12 protein-coding genes and 2 tRNA genes are annotated in these 16,847 nt (G+C 73.6%); 8 read left to right on the top strand and 6 right to left on the bottom strand.

Translation table 11 applies throughout. From position 1 onward, the window contains the following. Nucleotides 1–165: 165 nt before the first annotated feature. Entirely contained in the window at nt 166–810 is a 645-nt protein-coding gene (gene snpA / locus ACFWJ4_RS04525; RefSeq protein WP_380539062.1) for a snapalysin, read from the bottom strand. 261 nt (nt 811–1,071) lie between these two features. On the opposite strand from snpA, the gene ACFWJ4_RS04520 reads away from it, so the two are divergent. After that, nucleotides 1,072–2,091: a LysR family transcriptional regulator gene (locus ACFWJ4_RS04520; protein WP_380539059.1), complete on the top strand. Its 1,020-nt coding sequence runs from the start codon at nt 1,072–1,074 to the stop codon at nt 2,089–2,091. Here ACFWJ4_RS04520 and ACFWJ4_RS04515 read toward each other — a convergent pair. Both ACFWJ4_RS04515 and ACFWJ4_RS04510 read right to left on the bottom strand, forming a co-directional pair. Next, nucleotides 2,088–3,362 carry a low temperature requirement protein A gene (locus tag ACFWJ4_RS04515; protein ID WP_380539056.1) on the bottom strand — a complete coding sequence of 425 codons (1,275 nt, stop codon included), beginning with the start codon at nt 3,360–3,362 and terminating at the stop codon, nt 2,088–2,090. The two genes, ACFWJ4_RS04520 and ACFWJ4_RS04515, sit on opposite strands and share 4 nt — an antisense overlap. Nucleotides 3,363–3,869: 507 nt before the next feature. Further along, entirely contained in the window at nt 3,870–5,570 is a 1,701-nt protein-coding gene (locus ACFWJ4_RS04510; protein WP_380539053.1) for an ABC transporter family substrate-binding protein, read from the bottom strand. Between the two features lie 327 nt (nt 5,571–5,897). On the opposite strand from ACFWJ4_RS04510, the gene ACFWJ4_RS04505 reads away from it, so the two are divergent. The 4 genes from ACFWJ4_RS04505 to ACFWJ4_RS04490 all read left to right on the top strand — a co-directional run bounded on the left by ACFWJ4_RS04505 (nt 5,898) and on the right by ACFWJ4_RS04490 (nt 10,054). Further along, nucleotides 5,898–6,878 carry an ABC transporter permease gene (locus ACFWJ4_RS04505; protein WP_380539050.1) on the top strand — a complete coding sequence of 327 codons (981 nt, stop codon included), beginning with the start codon at nt 5,898–5,900 and terminating at the stop codon, nt 6,876–6,878. Between the two features lie 16 nt (nt 6,879–6,894). Then, nucleotides 6,895–7,842, top strand: a complete 948-nt coding sequence (locus ACFWJ4_RS04500) for an ABC transporter permease (RefSeq protein ID WP_380539047.1) — start codon at nt 6,895–6,897, stop codon at nt 7,840–7,842. Continuing rightward, entirely contained in the window at nt 7,839–9,920 is a 2,082-nt protein-coding gene (locus ACFWJ4_RS04495; RefSeq protein ID WP_380539044.1) for a dipeptide ABC transporter ATP-binding protein, read from the top strand. Before ACFWJ4_RS04500 ends, ACFWJ4_RS04495 begins: the two co-directional genes overlap by 4 nt. 60 nt (nt 9,921–9,980) lie before the next feature. Then, nucleotides 9,981–10,054, top strand: a tRNA-Lys gene (locus tag ACFWJ4_RS04490). Between the two features lie 183 nt (nt 10,055–10,237). Here the strand turns inward: ACFWJ4_RS04490 and ACFWJ4_RS04485 are convergent. Further along, the gene (locus ACFWJ4_RS04485) at nt 10,238–11,122 is read right to left on the bottom strand and encodes an alpha/beta fold hydrolase (protein ID WP_380539041.1); all 885 of its coding nucleotides are present in this window, start codon (nt 11,120–11,122) and stop codon (nt 10,238–10,240) included. Continuing rightward, nucleotides 11,119–11,907 (bottom strand): DUF998 domain-containing protein, encoded by a 789-nt coding sequence (locus ACFWJ4_RS04480; protein ID WP_380539038.1) that lies wholly within the window; start codon nt 11,905–11,907, stop codon nt 11,119–11,121. Before ACFWJ4_RS04480 ends, ACFWJ4_RS04485 begins: the two co-directional genes overlap by 4 nt. Before the next feature lie 144 nt (nt 11,908–12,051). Here ACFWJ4_RS04480 and ACFWJ4_RS04475 point away from each other — a divergent pair. The 3 genes from ACFWJ4_RS04475 to ACFWJ4_RS04465 all read left to right on the top strand — a co-directional run bounded on the left by ACFWJ4_RS04475 (nt 12,052) and on the right by ACFWJ4_RS04465 (nt 16,093). Then, nucleotides 12,052–12,125, top strand: a tRNA-Lys gene (locus ACFWJ4_RS04475). Between the two features lie 224 nt (nt 12,126–12,349). Continuing rightward, nucleotides 12,350–14,764, top strand: coding sequence for a transglycosylase domain-containing protein (locus ACFWJ4_RS04470; protein WP_380539035.1), 2,415 nt, complete (start codon nt 12,350–12,352; stop codon nt 14,762–14,764). A 198-nt stretch (nt 14,765–14,962) separates the two neighbouring features. Further along, nucleotides 14,963–16,093: a DMT family transporter gene (locus ACFWJ4_RS04465; protein WP_380539032.1), complete on the top strand. Its 1,131-nt coding sequence runs from the start codon at nt 14,963–14,965 to the stop codon at nt 16,091–16,093. On the opposite strand, the gene lepB is transcribed toward ACFWJ4_RS04465, so the two are convergent. After that, nucleotides 16,056–16,844: a signal peptidase I gene (gene lepB / locus ACFWJ4_RS04460; RefSeq protein ID WP_380539029.1), complete on the bottom strand. Its 789-nt coding sequence runs from the start codon at nt 16,842–16,844 to the stop codon at nt 16,056–16,058. The genes ACFWJ4_RS04465 and lepB overlap by 38 nt on opposite strands. Nucleotides 16,845–16,847: the final 3 nt, after the last annotated feature.

Below are 16,847 nucleotides of genomic sequence, written 5' to 3'. Positions count from 1 at the left end.
CCGGGCGCGCCGGCGGGGGGGGGGGGGGGGGGGGGGGGGGGGGGGGCGGGCGGCGGCCGCGGGCGCCCCCCCCCCGCCCGCCCGCCGCGCGCCCGCGGGGGGGGGGGGGGCCCCCCCGGCGCCGGGGGGGGCCCCCCGCCGCTCCGAACCCGCCTGCGGGCCGGGTCAGTTCCGCGCCGCGAGTCCGTTCTCCCAGAGGGAGTCGACCTGGCCGCGCTCGTTGCCGTCGGGGTACGGGTTGGTGCAGGACGGGCCGGGGCCGCCGCCCGACATCAGCTCGCTGCACGGGCCGGAGTAGTCGTCGGGCAGGCCGAGCACGTGGCCGGTCTCGTGCGCCGTGACGCGGAGCGAGCTGTACTCCTGGTTCTGCTGGTAGTCGAGGAAGACGTAGCCGTGGCCGTGGCCGTCGGTGCTGGCGTAGGAGCCGCGGCTGTCGCTGCCCTCGTAGTACGAGAAGTCGCCGCTGCCGCCGGTCTCCTGGAGCCGCACGTTGCGCACCGAGCTGTTCCAGATCTGCGCGGCCTGGGATATCTGGCCGGTGAAGGAGGGCGCGTTCGCGGTGTCGTAGGTGACGGTGACGGTCAGCAGCCACGGGTTCGCGGCCTGCCGGGCCTTGGCCGAGGCCATCACGGCGTGGAAGAAGGCCTGGTTGTCCGCGGTCTCCGCGGCCGAGCCGGCGTACGTCGAGGGGGTGTAGCCCTGGACGGCGGCCGGGGCGGCCGGGGCCGCGGCGGCCACGGTGGCGGGCAGGGTCGCGAGGCCGGCCGCGAGGGCCAGGCCCAGGGCGGCGGACAGCACGGATCGCTTCATGCGGGGGCTCCGGTTTCGCGGTGCGCCGCCGCACCGGGGCCGGTGGGGGCCGGGCCCGGGGGCGGTGCACGGTGGGGGCCGTCCCCGGCGGTGACCGGGGCGGGTTGCTGTCCCCGAGCTTCGACCCGCCCGGGGCCCTCGCGGATGATGCCAACCGGCGATAGCTCGGCCGCATAGCGGCCGGGTCCGCCGCGCGCCGCGCCGGTCGGTCCGCCGGTCGGTCCGCGGACCGGCCCTTCGGCATGCCCTTGAATGCCTGTCATGTCCTTGGCGAGGCAGTGCGGCGGCGTCTATGCTCCGGACGTGGAGCTCGACGTGAGACACCTCCGGGTGCTGTGCGCGATCGCCGACAGCGGCAGCCTCCGCAAGGCCGCGCTCCAGCTCGGCATGACCCAGCCCTCCCTCACCACCCAGCTGCACCGGATCGAACGGGCCATCGGCGGCACCCTGTTCACCCGCGAGCAGACCGGCAGCAGACCGACCGCGCTCGGTCACTCGGTGCTCTCCCGGGCCCGGCCGGTGATCACCGAGATGGCCGCCCTGGTGACCGCCGCCCGCCAGGAGGCCCGGGACGCGGCCGGGCCCGGCCGGCAGCGACGGCTGCGGATCGGCAGCGTCGGCAGCCGGGCGGTCGCGGCCTGGCTGCGCCGGGTGCACGAGCGGCTGCCGGACACCGACACCACCATCCACGTGGACGTCTCGGCCAGCGCGCTGCTGCGGATGGTCGCCGCCGACCAGCTGGACGTGGCCTTCGTGTACGAGAGCGAGGGCTTCCCGCTGCGGGTGCCGCCGGACGCCGAGCAGCGGGTGCTGATGGCCCGGGAGCCGCAGTTCGTCGCGCTCGCGGCCGGGCACCCGGCCGCCGCCCGGCCGGTCGTCCACCTGGCCGACCTCGCCGAGGACACCTGGATGGTCGACCCGACCGCCGACCACGAGTACGCGGCGATGCGCCGGGTGTTCAGCGAGGCCGGGCTCAACCCCCGGGTGGTACAGGTACGGGACAACGCCACCGCCGCCGAGCTGGTCGCCTCCGGCGAGGCCGTCCGCCCCTGCCAGCCGACCTCGCTGCCCGGGCCCGGCACGGTGGTCCGCCCGGTGCACGGGGACCCGCTGGCCGTCCGGCTGCTGTTCACCTGGCGTCCGTGCGTGCTCAGCCCGCCCGCGCTGGACGCGCTGTACGGCGAACTGCGGGCCGCCTACCTGGATCTGGCCAAGGTCAACCCCGCCTACCTGGACTGGCTGGCCCGGCACGAGCCGGTGCTGCTGGAGCGGGTCGGCTAGCGGGCGCCCACCCCGCCGGCGCCCGCACCGCCGACACCCGGCCCGCCGACACCCGCGCCGCCAACACCCGCCCGCTTGCTCTCCCGGCCGTGGATCAGCACGCCCACCGCGACCATCAGCGCGCAGACCAGGCCCGCCGCGAGCACCCCGGAGCCGCCGAGCGCGGTGCAGGCCAGCACCAGCACGGCCCCCGTCGGCGCCACCGCCTGGGCCACCGCGCCCCGCTTGGTGTGCCGGGAGTGCAGCAACCAGACCGTGAACAGATAGAGCGCGGTGGGCACGGTGACCGTCGCGGTGGCGGCGGTCTCCGAGATGTGCGCCTTGTGCACCGCCGACTCCACCGCGACCTCCAGCCCGGTGCCGATCGCCGCCGCCGAGCCGAACACCAGGTAGTGCCCGTACCCCCAGACCAGTGCCTGCCGGTTGGACCGCAGGTGCTCGTGGACGGACCGGGCGAAGTAGATCCACCAGGCCGAGAAGCAGATCAGCAGCCCGCCGACCGCGACCGGCACCAGCCGCCCCGGGCTCTCGTGCTCGTCCACCGCCGACTGCACCGCGACGGTCGCGGCCGCCACCGTCTCGCCGAGCACGATCAGGGTGAACAGCCCGTACCGCTCGGCGATGTGGTGCGGGTGCCAGGAGGTCCGCATCCGCAGCTCGGCGATCACCGGCACGGCCAGCTCGCACAGCACCCCGACCGGGATGACGTACGACCGGACACCGGGCGGCAGGAACAGCACCACCACCCAGCCGACCTGGCAGAGCGTGATCCCCGCCGCGTAGCCCAGCGCGACCCGGCGCGCCAGGCCCTGTTCGCCGGCGGCGGCGCGCAGCCACTGGGTGACCATCGCCAGGCGCATCACCACGTAGCCGACGATCGACAGCGTCAGGTCCTGGGTGGCGAACAGCCGCGGCACCCCGGCGGCGAGGATCAGCACCCCGGCGATCTGCACCAGCGTGGTGACCCGGTACGGCACGTCGTCGACGTCGTACGCGGAGGCGAACCAGGTGAAGTTCATCCAGGCCCACCAGATCGCGAAGAAGGTCAGCGTGTAGCCGTGCAGACCCTCGCCGTAGTGCCCGGCCGCCAGGGAGTGGGCCAGTTCGCGCCCGGCCTGGCCCACCGCGACCACGAAGCAGAGGTCGAAGAAGAGCTCCAGCGGGGTGGCGACCCGGTGCGGCTCGTGCCGGTCGCGCGGGACCATCCGGCGCACCGGCGGCGGGTCGACGGGGTGGCCGGGGGGTGCCGCGGCTGCGGGGTCACTGACCATCGGAGCTGCTCCGGGAGTCGGGAGGGGGGTCGTCCCGCGCATCCTGGCAGCGCCTCCGGCCCGGTGCACGCACCGGCGCGGCAGGTGTGCACGCTCGGGCAGGGCAGTGTGCACGCTCGGGCTGGGCAGGTGTGCACGCTCGGGCGCGTAGCGAGAACCCCGCGCGCCCCGGTCACGATGGCCCTGAATGTCCCTTTTTTCCTTACCGTCAGCCCCAGTTGACGCTCCGGTGCGCGAACCGGGTGACAGCGCGGCGGGTTTCCGGGCGCGCCCCGCGCGCTGCCCCGCGGGCGACCGGCGCGCCGCTAGATTCTTCCCCGGTTGGAAGAGCCCGGGCCCTGCCGGGCCCCATGACACGGGCGGCCTGCGGGCAACGCGGAAGGTCAAGGCGGGTGGCGGGACAGCGGGGGCGGCAGAGCCGATCCTCCCGCGTCCGCGCCACCGGCCTCGTGATCACCGCGCTGCTCGCCAGCGCCTGCCGTGCGGCCCGCCTCGTCCCGGCGGCGGCTACTTCTCCCAGCCGACCCTGCTGTAGTCCTCCCCCGCCAGGCCGAAGGCCCCGTAGTTGGCCAGGCCCTTGCGGGTCGCCACCACCTCCGGCCGCTGGTAGAGCTCGACGGTGTGGCCGAGTTCCCAGATCTTCGCGTCCGCCTGGTTGTAGAGCTTCGCCGCCTCCTGCGGGTCGACCGTCCCGGCCGCCTTCTTCAGCAGGTCGTCGATCTCCTGGCTGCCCAGGCGCGAGGGGTTGCTGAAGCTGTTGTCGCCCACCGGCAGCCGGAAGTTGGTCAGGCTCTTGGACAGCGGGAAGGAGTCGGTGTTGCGCCAGCTCGCGATCTCGAACTTGCCCGGGTTCACGTACTTGGTGAAGAAGTCGTTGGCCGCCACCTTGTCCAGGCTGACCTTGACCCCGACCGCCTGCCACATCGCCACCGCCGCGGTGGCCAGGTCGATCTGGGCCTGCGGCGTGGAGTCGTTGAGCACCCAGTGCAGTTCCAGCGGCCGGCCGTCCTTGGTCCGCGGCTGGCCGCCGGACTCCTTCCAGCCCGCCTCGTCCAGCAGCTTCTTGGCCGCGGCCGGGTCGAACTTCGCCCAGTCGCCGGAGGTGTCCTGGTATCCGGTCTGGTTGGGCATGAAGATGTGGTTGCCGAGCGGCTTGAACTCCACCGGCACCCCGTTGTTGGCGATCTTGATCAGCGCCGAGCGGTCCAGCGCCCTGCCGAGCGCCTGGCGGACCTTCCGGTCCTCCAGCGCGCCGGTGCCGCCGAAGGAGATGTGCACCTCGTCCCACGGGCTGGCGGCCCGGATCACGGTGTCCTTGGCGCTCTTGAGCTGCCCGTACGCGGTGGCGGTGCCGGCCGCGGCGTAGTCGATCTCGTTGTTGAGGTACGCCTGGGTCGTCGCCGCCTGGGACATCACCCGGAAGGTCACCTTGTCGACCTTGGCCCTGGTGCCCCACCAGGCCGGGTCCGGGACGAGGGTCAGGGTCTGCGCGGTCTTGTCCGCCGTGCCGACCTTCAGCGCGCCCGCGGTGATCGGGATCTTCTCCACCCAGCCCTTGTTGAAGTCGTCCGGGGTGGAGATGCCGGCCGCCGGCATCAGCGGGCGGAACAGGTTCTGCCAGTCGGCGTACGGCTCGGCGAAGGTGACCTTGACCTCGCCCGGGTCGGCGCCCTGCTCGACCGCGGAGATCTGCTCGTAGCCGGACGGGTCGGAGAGGTTGTACGCCGGGTCCTTGCCGCTCGCGGCCTGCCAGTCGGCCTTGAAGTCCAGGTAGCTCAGCGGCTTGCCGTCCGACCACTTGGCCTTGGGGTTGAGCTTGTAGGTGACCACCTGCGGCGAGGTCGAGGTGACCTTGGCGTCCACCAGGTAGTCCGGGTCGGGCAGGAAGGTGCCGGCGGCGTCCGTGGTGAAGAGCGAAGGCTCCAGGTTGCGCATGATCGAGACCGCGGAACCGTAGTAGCCGTCCACCTGCAGCGGATTCCACTGGGTGATCCACTGGTACAGCGGGAAGCGCACCTCGCCGCCGTCCTTGATCTGGTCCAGCGGCTTGGGGTTGAGGTCGTTGGAGCCCTGTCCCGGCGGCTCGCTCTTGGCCGCGCCGTCGACGGAGCCACCCCCGCCCGAGGTGCACGCGGTGACCGCGAGCGCGACGGCGACGGCGAGGGCGGCCGCCCGGCCGAGACGGCCGGCCGTGGTGGAAGCGTCCATGAGGGTCCCCTGGGATCGATGACGGGATGTGGGGCGCGCGAGGTGTGACGAGGCTTGAGCGTGGGCAGCCAATTCGGCATCGAGCGAGCAGAACGTAACAGCGGATCAGACCGACCACCAGGGGGACGAGCGCACGTCTGATCCAAAAGTCACACACGGCAACACGGACGCAACACCAGCTCAGTGCCCCGGTGCTTCACTCTGACCTGCGCTTTCCCAACTCCCTTGCCAGACCACCCGACTGACGCCCGAACGGGCCCGGACCGAAGGCCAACCGATGCCCACCAGACGCGTCGGCCCCACCCGCACCGCAGCGGGCGGCCGTTGATGCTCCGCTACCTGGCGAAACGCCTGGGCTACTACGCGGTACTGCTGATCGCCGCCGTCTTCCTGGCGTACGCGATCTCCGCGACCGCCCTGCAGCCGCGCACCTACTTCGACGCCAAGGTCCCCCGCCCGGCCGCCGAATCGGTCGAACGCCAGCTCACCGCGCTCAACCTGAACGACCGCACCCCGGTCGTCGAGCGCTTCGGCCACTGGGCCGGCGGGCTGCTCCACGGCGACCTCGGCCGGACCATCCACGACACCCCGGTCACCGACGACTTCGGCCGCCGGGTCCGGGTCTCGCTGCGCCTGCTGCTGATCGGCAGCCTGCTCGGCATGGTCCTGGGCGTCGCGGCCGGGGCCTGGAGCGCGGTGCGCCAGTACCGGGTCTCCGACCGGCTGCTCACCGTGCTGTCCTTCGTGCTGCTCTCCACCCCGGTCTTCCTGGTCGCGTTGTTCCTCAAGAACGGCGCGATCATCGCCAAGGACGCGGTCGGCCACGAGGTGATCCCGTTCACCGGCTACGAGACCCCCGGGCTCACCGGCGGCCTCGGCACCCACCTCGCCGACTGGGCGCTGCACCTGCTGCTGCCCACGATCTCGCTGGCTCTCGGCGGCCTCGCCACGTACAGCCGCTACCAGCGCGGCACCATGCTCGACGTGCTCGGCTCGGACTACCTGCGCACCGCCGAGGCCAAGGGTCTGACCCGCGGCCGGGCGCTGCTCAAGCACGGACTGCGCACCGCGGTGATCCCGATGTCGACCATGTTCGCCTACAGCTTCCTGGGCATCTTCACCGGCGCGATCTTCACCGAGACGATCTTCGGCTGGCACGGCATGGGCGAGTGGCTGATCCAGTCGATCAACGAACAGGACGTCAACTCCGTGGTGGCCGTCAACCTGTTCACCGCCGTCGTCGTCCTCGCCTCCGGCTTCCTCGCCGACACCCTGCACGCCGCCCTCGACCCGCGCGTGCGGTCCTGACCGGAGGTGACCTGAGATGACCACCACCGTCGCCGATCCCTCCGCCCCGGCCACCGGCCCCCGGACCACCGGTCGCGGACGGCTCGTGCTCAACCGGCTGCTCGCCGCCCGCGGTGCCGTCGCCGGGACCGTCGTCGTCCTGCTGCTGTTCCTGCTCGCCTTCGGCGGCCCGTACCTCACGTCCTGGGACTACGCCACTCCCGACTTCTCCGCACTGCACCAACCCCCCTCCGCCGAGCACTGGTTCGGCACCAACGGGGTCGGTCAGGACGTCTTCGCGCAGACCGTCCGCGGCCTGCAGAAGTCGCTGGTCATCGGCCTGCTGGTGGCGCTGTTCTCCACCGTGCTGGCCTCCGTGGTCGGCGCCTGCGCCGGCTACTTCGGCGGCTGGGCGGACCGGGCGCTGATGTTCCTGGTGGACCTGCTGCTGGTCTTCCCCGCCTTCCTGATCATCACCATCGTCTCGGCCCGGCTGAAGGGCGCCGGCTGGATCGCCTTCGTCCTGCTGCTCGCCCTGTTCAACTGGATGATCACCGCCCGGGTGGTCCGCTCGATGACCATCTCGCTGCGCGAGCGCGAATTCGTCCGCGCCGCCCGCTTCATGGGGGTGCGGCCGCTGCGGATCATCAGCCGGCACATCCTGCCGAACGTCGCCTCCTTCCTCATCATCGACGCCACCATCGCGGTCGGCGGCGCCGTGATGAGCGAGACCGCGCTCTCCTACTTCGGCTTCGGGGTCAAGCCGCCGGACGTCTCGCTCGGCACCCTGCTCGCCGCCGGAACCGGTGAGGCCCCGGTGTTCCCCTGGCTGTTCTACTTCGCCGCCGCCCTGCTGGTGCTGTTCGTCCTCGCCGTCAACCTGATCGGGGACGGGCTGCGCGACGCACTCGACCCCACCTCCGGGGCCGCGCCCCGCCGTTCGCCCCGTACCCGTCGTTCCGCCGGCCGTAGGAAGCACCCGTGACCGCCACCGTCGAAACCCCGCTGCTCGCCGTCCGGGACCTGCGGGTGGACTTCGCCGGGCCCGACGGCCCGGTCCCCGCCGTCCGCGGGGTGGACCTCACCCTGCGGCGCGGCGAAACCCTCGGCATCGTCGGCGAGTCCGGCTCCGGCAAATCCGTCACCGCGCTGTCCGTGCTCGGGCTGCTGCCCGGCACGGCGAGCGTCAGCGGCTCGGTGCGGCTGGACGGACGGGAACTGGTCGGGCTGCCGGGCCGGGAGCTCGCCGCGATCCGCGGCCGCCGGATCGCCATGGTCTTCCAGGACCCGCTCTCCGCCTTCACCCCGGTCTACCGGATCGGCGACCAGATCGCCGAGGCGGTCCGCATCCACCAGCGGGTGGACAAGGCCGCCGCGCGCCGCCGGGCCGCCGAACTCCTCGACCTGGTCGGCATCCCGGCGCCCGACCGGGCCCTGGACAGCTTCCCGCACGAGTTCTCCGGCGGCATGCGCCAACGCGCGATGATCGCCATGGCGGTCGCCAACGAACCCGACATCCTGCTCGCCGACGAGCCCACCACCGCGCTCGACGTCACCATCCAGGCCCAGGTGCTGGACGTGCTGCGCACCGCCCGGCAGGAGACCGGCGCGGCCCTCGTCCTGGTCAGCCACGACCTCGGGGTGATCGCCGGAACGGCCGACCGGGTCGCGGTGATGTACGCCGGACGGGTGGTCGAGACGGCCGGGGTCGACGAACTGTTCGCGGCCCCCCGCCACCCCTACTCGCTCGGCCTGATCGGCGCGCTGCCCCGGCTGGACGGGCGCGGCGGTCCGCTCGTGCCGATCCCCGGCACCCCGGCGCCGATGGCCGAACTGCCCCCGGGCTGCCCGTTCGCGGCGCGTTGCCCGCTGGCGCAGGAGCGCTGCGCCACGGCCGAGCCCACCCTGGAGGGGGCGGACGGCCACCTGTCGGCGTGCGTGCGGTCGGCGGAACTCGCCGAGCGGCGGCCCGCGCCGGCCGAGGTCTATCCCGTCCCGGAGCTGCCCTCCACCGCCGTCGGCCCCGGCGACCGCTCCGCCCGGACGCAGGTGCTGTCGGTGAGCGGCCTCGGAAAAACGTTTCCCCTGCTCAAGGGCACCGTGTTCAAGCGCAAGGTCGGCGAGGTGTACGCGGTGGACGGCGTCGACCTGGACCTGCGGGAGGGCGAGACCCTCGGCCTGGTCGGCGAGTCCGGCTCCGGCAAGTCCACCACCCTGTTCGAACTGCTGCGGCTCGGCGCCCCGGAGACCGGCCGGATCGAACTGTTCGGCCGGGACACCGCCGCCCTCACCCGGGCCGAGGCCCACCGGCTCCGCGCCCGGGTGCAGATCGTCTTCCAGGACCCGATGGCCAGCCTGGACCCCCGGATGCCGATCGGCGACATCGTCGCCGAACCGCTGCTCGCCCAGCGCACCCCGCGCGAGGAGATCGCCCGCCGGGTGCCCGAGCTGCTGCGCCAGGTCGGCCTCGACCCGGAGCACGCCGTCCGCTACCCGCACCAGTTCTCCGGCGGCCAGCGCCAGCGCGTCTCCATCGCCCGGGCGCTCGCCGTCCGGCCCGGCCTGCTGGTGCTGGACGAACCGGTCTCCGCGCTGGACGTCTCCATCCAGGCCGGCGTGCTCAACCTGCTCCAGGCGCTCAAGGCCGAGCTGGGCCTGTCCTACCTGTTCGTCTCGCACGACCTCTCGGTGATCCGGCACCTCGCCGACCGGGTCAGCGTGATGTACCTCGGCCGGACGGTCGAGCAGGGCGAGGTGGCCGCCGTCTTCGACCGCCCCCGCCACCCGTACACCCGCGCCCTGCTCTCGGCCGTCCCGCTCCCCGACCCCGCCGCCGAACGCGCCCGCGACCGCGTCCTGCTGGCCGGCGACCCTCCCCCGCCCACCGAGCGCCGCACCGGCTGCGTCTTCCGCACCCGCTGCCCGCGCTACGCCGGGCTGACGTCCCCGGCGGACCGGGCCCGCTGCGAGCGGGAACGGCCGGCCCTGGTCGAGGGCGCGCCGGGGGCGGACCACAGTGCGGCCTGCCACCACCCGAACCCCCAAGAAAACTACACAGGGTGATCACTCGAACACGATTCGGTGAATCCGGTCGGCGCCGTGTAAAGTCTTCGACGTCAGCAGGCGCCGCTAGCTCAGTTGGTTAGAGCAGCTGACTCTTAATCAGCGGGTCCGGGGTTCGAGTCCCTGGCGGCGCACATGGCAAGGTCTCAGGCCGTCCACTCCGGTGGGCGGCCTGAGGCGTTTCCGGCCCCGGTGGACCCTCTCCCCCGGACTCCTCCGGCACCCGGCCGCCGGCCGGGGACCTGCCGCCGACCTCCCGCCGCCCCGCTGCCGTTCTGCGCCGACCCGGCCGGGCGGGCGCCTGCCCGGCCGACCGCTCAGCGGGTGTCGAGCACGGCCGAGGCCACCGCGTCCGGGCGGTCGAACATCACCAGGTGCCCGGCCGGGGCGGTGATGCGGAAGTCCGCCCCCAGCAGCGCCGCCAGCTCCCGCTGCCGCGCCAGCCACTCCTCGGTGCGGCGGGTCCGGCAGCCGTCGTCGGCGGCCAGCACGGTGATCGGCAGGTCCTCCGCCAGCGGCCGGGTGCTCCGCAGCCCCTCCAGCTCGGCGGCCGTGTCGAGGTAGCGGCCGTTCTCCCGCAGCAGCGCGCGCAGGGCCCGCCCGGTGCGGTAGCAGTGCCGCACCAGCGGCGCCGGGGCGAGGTCCTCACGGCGGACGGTGGACAGCCGGGCCGTGGCCCGGCGGACGGACGGGCCCAGCAGGTAGGGCACGGCGAGGGCGGTGGCGGCGCCGGCCACCGCCCGGGCCGCGAGGTCGCGCGCGCCGGGCGCCGGGTACGGCCGGGCCGCCGCCTCCACACTGCCGTCCACCAGCACCAGCCCGGCGGCCCGCTCGGGGTGCAGCCGGGCGAAGGCCTCCACGTGGAAGCCCGCGAGCGAGTGCCCGACCACCGTGCACGGCTCCCGCAGCCCCAGGCCGTCCAGCACCGCCCGGATGCGTCCGGCCTCGCCGGCCGCCGTCGGGGCGGGCCGCCCGGTGGCGGGCTCGGGGGCGCTCAGCCCGTAGCCGGGCCGGTCGAAGCGGACCACGGTGCGGTACGGGGCGAGGAAGGGGACGACCAGGTCCCAGTCGAACCAGCTGCTGCCGAGGCCGCCGGAGAGCAGGCAGACCGGGCCGCCGCCCTCGACGCGGACGTGCAGCGGGATCCCGTCGACGCGCAGGAAGCGCGCCCGGCCGGCGGTCCGCGTTCCGGGAGCGCTCATGCCGGCCTGCGCTCCTGGAGCGGCCCGGTCGGGGGGCACCGCTCCCCGTCCCCGGCGCCCCCGCCCGACGGATCGGGCGCGCCCGCGCGGGCGGAGCGGGCGACGTCCAGGGCCAGCAGGCCGAGCCAGAGCGCGACCAGCAGCACCTGCAGCCGCTGCCCGGCCCCGAGCGCCCAGGTGCCGCGCCCGGCCTGGAAGGCGGCGATCGAGGCGAGGCTCCAGCCGGTGGCGAGCAGTTCGGCGCCCAGCAGCCAGGGCCCGAACCGGCGCACCCCCGGCCACCAGCGGTAGCGGCGGGCCGCCACGGTGAGCGAGACCAGCGCGGTGAGCGCCCCGGCCATGGCGAGGCTGCTGGTGACGGCGTGCGCGGTGTGGGTGGCGGGGACCAGCCCGGCGGTCTCCCGGGCGGCGCACATCTCGTCGCTGGTGGGGGCGCAACTGAGCGGCAGCCGGGAGTCGGCGGCGGTCGCGGCGCCGAACAGGGCCAGCGCCGACCAGCCGGCCAGAGCCCAGCGGTGCCGACGGGAGGCCCCGACCCGCCCGGTGGCGAGGGCGGTGCCGGCGGCGGCGAGCAGGCAGAGTCCGGCGGCCAGGTCGGTGGCCCGGAACAGGCCGCCCAGCGGCTGGTCCTCGGCGGCGAGTTCGCTGATGTACGCCCGCACCGGGTCGAGCCCGGTGCTCAGCACGACCTCCAGCACCCAGGCGGTGTACGCCACGGCGCTGAGCAGCAGCAGGGTGGCGACCGCCGTCCGTGCGGTGCGGTGGCCGGGCTGGAGGCGGGGCACCGTTCCACCCTAACCAGCGGCGAACTCCGGACCAACCGGAAGGAAAGGGGCAGGTCGGGCAGCCACCGTCCGGGTGGTCCGGGGGTGACCCGCAGCGGGTTCGAGGCACCCCCCGGAAGCGTGTATTGTTTTCCAGGTCAGCAAGCGCCGCTAGCTCAGTTGGTTAGAGCAGCTGACTCTTAATCAGCGGGTCCGGGGTTCGAGTCCCTGGCGGCGCACAGACAGTTGGGGAGCCTCTCGCAGCAGCGAGGGGCTCCCCGATTTTTTGGCCTCCGACGTCCGTTTTGCGTGTGATGTCGGTCTCGATCGGCGATTCACCGGAGCCATCCGGCCCATTCTGCTCGTCCAGGGCAGTAGAACCTGAATCGGGACAAAGGTCCCCAACCGCCGATGTCCCCGTCCGTGCCGGCTGCCTCGATGCGCCCGCAGGAAAGGCCGCGCATTGTCCAGAAACGCCCAGAGCGGCCGTAGCACGCCGTCGATCAGCCTCCGCCCGGTCAAACGGTTCAAGCGCTCCACCGGCCCGGCCGGCGGGTCGGGCCGCACCGGCGGGTCCGACGGATCCGGCGGCAGGAAGTCGCGTCGCCCGAAGCGCACCGGCATCCGCCGGCTGATACCCACCTGGCGGATGACCCTGCTCGGCTTCGGCACGGCGCTGCTGCTCGGCATCGGCCTGTTCGCGCTGGGGATCACCCTGGTGAAGGTGCCGGACGCGCACGCCGCCGCGACCGCCCAGAGCAACACCTGGCTCTACTCGGACGGTTCGGTGCTCACCCGCACCGGTCAGACCAACCGGCAGAACGTCTCCCTGGACAAGGTCTCCCCCGCCGCCCAGCACGCCGCGCTGGCCGCCGAGGACCGGAACTTCTACAACGAGGGCGCGGTCAACGTCCAGGGCCTGGCCCGGGCCGCGATCAAGACCGCCAAGGGCCAGGGGACCCAGGGCGGCTCCACCATCACCCAGCAGTACGTGAAGAACACGTACCTGAACCAGAAGCAGTCGATCACCCGCAAGGTGAAGGAACTGTTCATCGCCATCAAGGTGGACGCCACCGAGAGCAAGAACGACATCCTCTCCGGCTACCTGAACACCTCCTACTACGGCCGCGGCGCCTACGGCATCCAGGCCGCCGCCCAGGCGTACTTCGGCATCGACGCGTCGGCCCTCAACGCCGCCCAGGGCGCCTACCTGGCCACCCTGCTGAACGCCCCGAGCGCGTACGACGTCGCCACCGCGACCGCGGCGGGCAAGCAGAACGCCGTCAACCGCTGGAACTACGTGCTCGACGGCATGGTCAAGGAGGGCTGGCTCTCCGCGGACGAGCGGGCCGCGACCACCTTCCCGGACGTCCGGGACCCGCAGCCCAACCCGGGCCTGTCCGGCCAGGCCGGCTACCTGGTCGACGCCGCCACCCAGTACCTCACCTCCAGCGGGGTGATCAGCGAGACCGAGCTGGCCAAGGGCGGCTACACGATCAAGCTGAGCATCGACCCGGCACGCCAGCAGGCCCTCCAGGACTCCGTCCAGGCCCAGCTGCACGACAGCCTGAACCCGGACAAGCGGAAGAAGGACGCGGCCGCCCAGGCCGGCGCCGCCTCGGTGGACCCGAAGACCGGCGCGGTCGTCGCCCTGTACGGCGGCGTCGACTACGTGAAGCACTACGTCGACAACGCCACCCGGCGCGACTACCAGGCCGGCTCGACCTTCAAGGCGATCGCGCTGGCCGCGGCATTCGAGAACGAGGCCAAGACCCAGGACGGCCGCACCATCACCCCGCGCACGGTCTACGACGGCACCAGCGGCCGGAAGGTCCGCGGCGGCAAGGGCACCCCGTACGCGCCGCCGAACGAGGGCGACAAGAGCTACGGCCAGATCAGCCTCCAGCAGGCCACCGACTGGTCGGTCAACTCGGCGTTCGCACAGCTCGCGCAGGACACCGGGCTCCAGAAGGTCAAGGACACCGCGGTCGCGATGGGCCTGCCCGGCAACATCCCGGGGCTCGACCCGGTGCCGTCCATCCCGCTGGGCGCGGCCACCCCGAGCGTGCTCGACATGGCGGGCGTGTACGCCACGCTGGACAACGGCGGCAAGCAGATCACCCCGTGGCTGGTGCAGTCGGTGGACCGCGAGGGCGAGAACGTGGCACTGCCCGCGCACAAGACCACCCAGGCGATCAGCGAGGACACCGCCAACCAGGTCACCTCGATGCTCCAGGGCGTGGTGAGCGACCCGGGCGGCACCGGCTGGCGGGCGAAGGCGCTCGGCCGCCCGGTGGCCGGCAAGACCGGCACCACCGACGACCAGAAGTCGGTCTGGTTCGTGGGCTACACCCCCGAACTGGTCACCTCGGTCGCCCTGTTCGGCCAGGATCCGGGCACCGGCGCCCAGGTCAGCCTGAGCGGCGTCGGCGGCATCGACGGCGCGGCCGGCGGCCAGTTCCCGGCCCAGATCTGGACCAGCTACATGAAGGCCGCGCTCAAGGGTCAGCCGGTCGGCGACTTCCCGACCCCGGCCGGCGGCGATTCCTCGGGCGCCATCGACCTGCCGACCGCCCCGAGCACGCCGAGCGGCACCCCGTCGACGAGCGCCCCCACCGGCGCCCCGAGCGCCGGCCCCACCACGGCGCCGGGCGACGGCTCGACCTCGCCGGGCGGCACCGACGGCGGTGCGACCACCGCACCGACGGCTCCGCCGACCAGCCAGCCGACCACCCAGCCCACCCGGCCGCCCCGGCCCACCTCGAAGCCGACGGCGCCGACCACCCAGCCGACCGCGCCCCCGACCAGCCGGCCGACCACCCAGCCCACGGGCGGGGCGGACTCGCTCACGGGGGCGGGCGCCTCGGCCGGTGACTGACGGCTGACGGCCGACGGCCGGCTGGTCGGTGACCGGTGGCTGAGGGCCGGTGACCGACGACTGACGGCCGGCGGGGGCCGGCACGGTCATGGGGCCGTGCCGGAGCCGGTGATTGCGCCATTGCGCACAGTCGGGGGCAGGACCGAATGACGGAATGGCGCCTTACCCGATCACCGGTATGACTGTCACAATGCGGCGGTGCACAGATCAACGGCCTCGCCCACCCTCCCTTCGGGCAGAACCCTCGGCCTCGGCCTCGCGCTGGTCTCCGCCGTCGCCTTCGGCGGCTCCGGCACCGCGGCCAAACCGCTGATCGAGGCCGGGCTCTCCCCGCTGCACGTGGTGTGGCTCCGGGTCACCGGGGCGGCGGTGGCGCTCCTCCCGGTCGCCTACCGGCACCGGGACGCCGTCCTGCGCCGCCCCGGCCTGCTGCTCGGCTTCGGCCTGCTCGCCGTGGCCGGCGTCCAGGCCTGCTACTTCGCGGCGATCTCCCGCATCCCGGTCGGCGTCGCCCTGCTCATCGAGTACCTCGGGCCGCCACTGCTGATCGGCTACGTCAAGTTCGTCCAGCGCAAGCCGATCACCCGCGGCGCGGCCGTCGGCGCCGGCGTCGCGGTGGCCGGGCTGGCCTGCGTGGTCGAGGTCTGGAACGGCCTGGGCTTCGACGCGCTGGGCGTGCTCTTCGCCCTCGGCGCGGCCCTCTGCCAGGTCGGCTACTTCGTGCTCGCCGACGCCGGCCGGCACGGCGAGCGCCCGGTCGACCCGCTCGCCGTCAGCGCGTTCGGGCTGCTCATCGGCGCCGTGCTGCTCACCGCCCTCACCCGGCCGTGGCAGGCCGACTGGAGCCGGCTCGGCGGGTCGGTGGTGATGAACGGGCACACCCTGCCCGCGTTCCTCCCGGCCGCGTGGATGGTCCTGATCGCGACCGTGCTCGCCTACGTCACCGGCGTGGTCTCGGTCGGCTACCTCTCGCCGCCGATAGCCGGGGTGGTCGCCAACCTGGAGGCCGTGGTCGCCACCGTGACGGCCTGGGTGCTGCTCGGCGAACACCTCGGGCTGCCGCAGATCACGGGCGGCCTGCTGGTGCTGACCGGCGCCTTCGCGGCCCAGGCGAGCAAACCCGCGGAGGCGGGCGCGGGCACGGGCACGGGTTCGAAAGCCGGGACGGCCGGGACGGTCGAGGTGTTCGCGGGTCCACGGGCCGACGGGCCCGGGGCCGCCGGATCAGAGGCCGACGGGCCCGGGGCCTCCGGGGCCGGGGCTGCCGACCGGGTGACCGCCGAGCCTGGGGTCAGCGGCCGGTCCAGCCGAACCAGTCGAGGTGATTGAGCGGCCACACGACGGCCGACACCGGGCCGACCACATTGTCCACCGGCACGGCGCCACCACCCGGGCCGTGCTGGTGGTAGCGGGAGTCCGCGGAGTCGCTGCGGTGGTCGCCCTCGACCCAGATGTAGCCCGAGGGCACCTTCACCGGCCCGAAGTCCAGCCCCGCGCAGGAGTCGTCCCCGGGGTGCAGGTACGGCTCGTCGACCTTCCGTCCGTCGACGCTCAGCGTGCTGCCCTCGCACTGCACGGTCTGCCCACCGGTCGCGATGACGCGCTTGACCAGGTAGTTGTCGTCCTTCGGCGGGACCAGGCCGACGAAGCTGAGCACCGAGCCCACGGCGTTGGTGACCGGGTTCGGATCGGTCGGCTGCGGCGGCAGCCAGCCCCCCGGGTCCTTGAACACCACCGGCTGCCCCGGCTCCGGCTCCCAGCCGGTCAGCGGCGCCAGCTTGTTCACGCCGACCCGGTCGCCGATCCGCAGGGTGTTCTCCATCGAGCCGGACGGGATGGTGAACACCTGGAACAGGCAGGTCTTGATCAGCAGTGCGACCACCAGGCCGACCGCCGCCATCACCGGCAGCTCGATCCACCACGGCCGCGGCCGCCGACCCGAACCGCCGGCCTTGCGGCCCCGCGAACCGCGGGCCCGGCGGCGGGCCTCGGCGCGACCGCCGGGCACCGCGTGGGCGTTCGACGCGGAATCGCCGGGAACTCCGGTTCCGCTCGGCGTTTCGGGCAGGTTCACCGCCATCGT

Origin of the sequence: Kitasatospora sp. NPDC127067 (assembly GCF_042724755.1) — a bacterium.
Classification (GTDB): Bacteria; Actinomycetota; Actinomycetes; order Streptomycetales; family Streptomycetaceae; genus Kitasatospora; species Kitasatospora lactacystinica.
This window is presented reverse-complemented; position numbering and strand designations above follow the sequence as displayed.

Bases quoted from the DNA above. Each gene is read 5' to 3' on its own strand.
- snpA (WP_380539062.1), bottom strand. From the start codon at position 810: ATGAAGCGATCCGTGCTGTCCGCCGCCCTGGGCCTGGCCCTCGCGGCC.
- ACFWJ4_RS04520 (WP_380539059.1), top strand. From the start codon at position 1,072: ATGTCCTTGGCGAGGCAGTGCGGCGGCGTCTATGCTCCGGACGTGGAG.
- ACFWJ4_RS04515 (WP_380539056.1), bottom strand. From the start codon at position 3,362: ATGGTCAGTGACCCCGCAGCCGCGGCACCCCCCGGCCACCCCGTCGAC.
- ACFWJ4_RS04510 (WP_380539053.1), bottom strand. From the start codon at position 5,570: ATGGACGCTTCCACCACGGCCGGCCGTCTCGGCCGGGCGGCCGCCCTC.
- ACFWJ4_RS04505 (WP_380539050.1), top strand. From the start codon at position 5,898: ATGCTCCGCTACCTGGCGAAACGCCTGGGCTACTACGCGGTACTGCTG.
- ACFWJ4_RS04500 (WP_380539047.1), top strand. From the start codon at position 6,895: ATGACCACCACCGTCGCCGATCCCTCCGCCCCGGCCACCGGCCCCCGG.
- ACFWJ4_RS04485 (WP_380539041.1), bottom strand. From the start codon at position 11,122: ATGAGCGCTCCCGGAACGCGGACCGCCGGCCGGGCGCGCTTCCTGCGC.
- lepB (WP_380539029.1), bottom strand. From the start codon at position 16,844: ATGGCGGTGAACCTGCCCGAAACGCCGAGCGGAACCGGAGTTCCCGGC.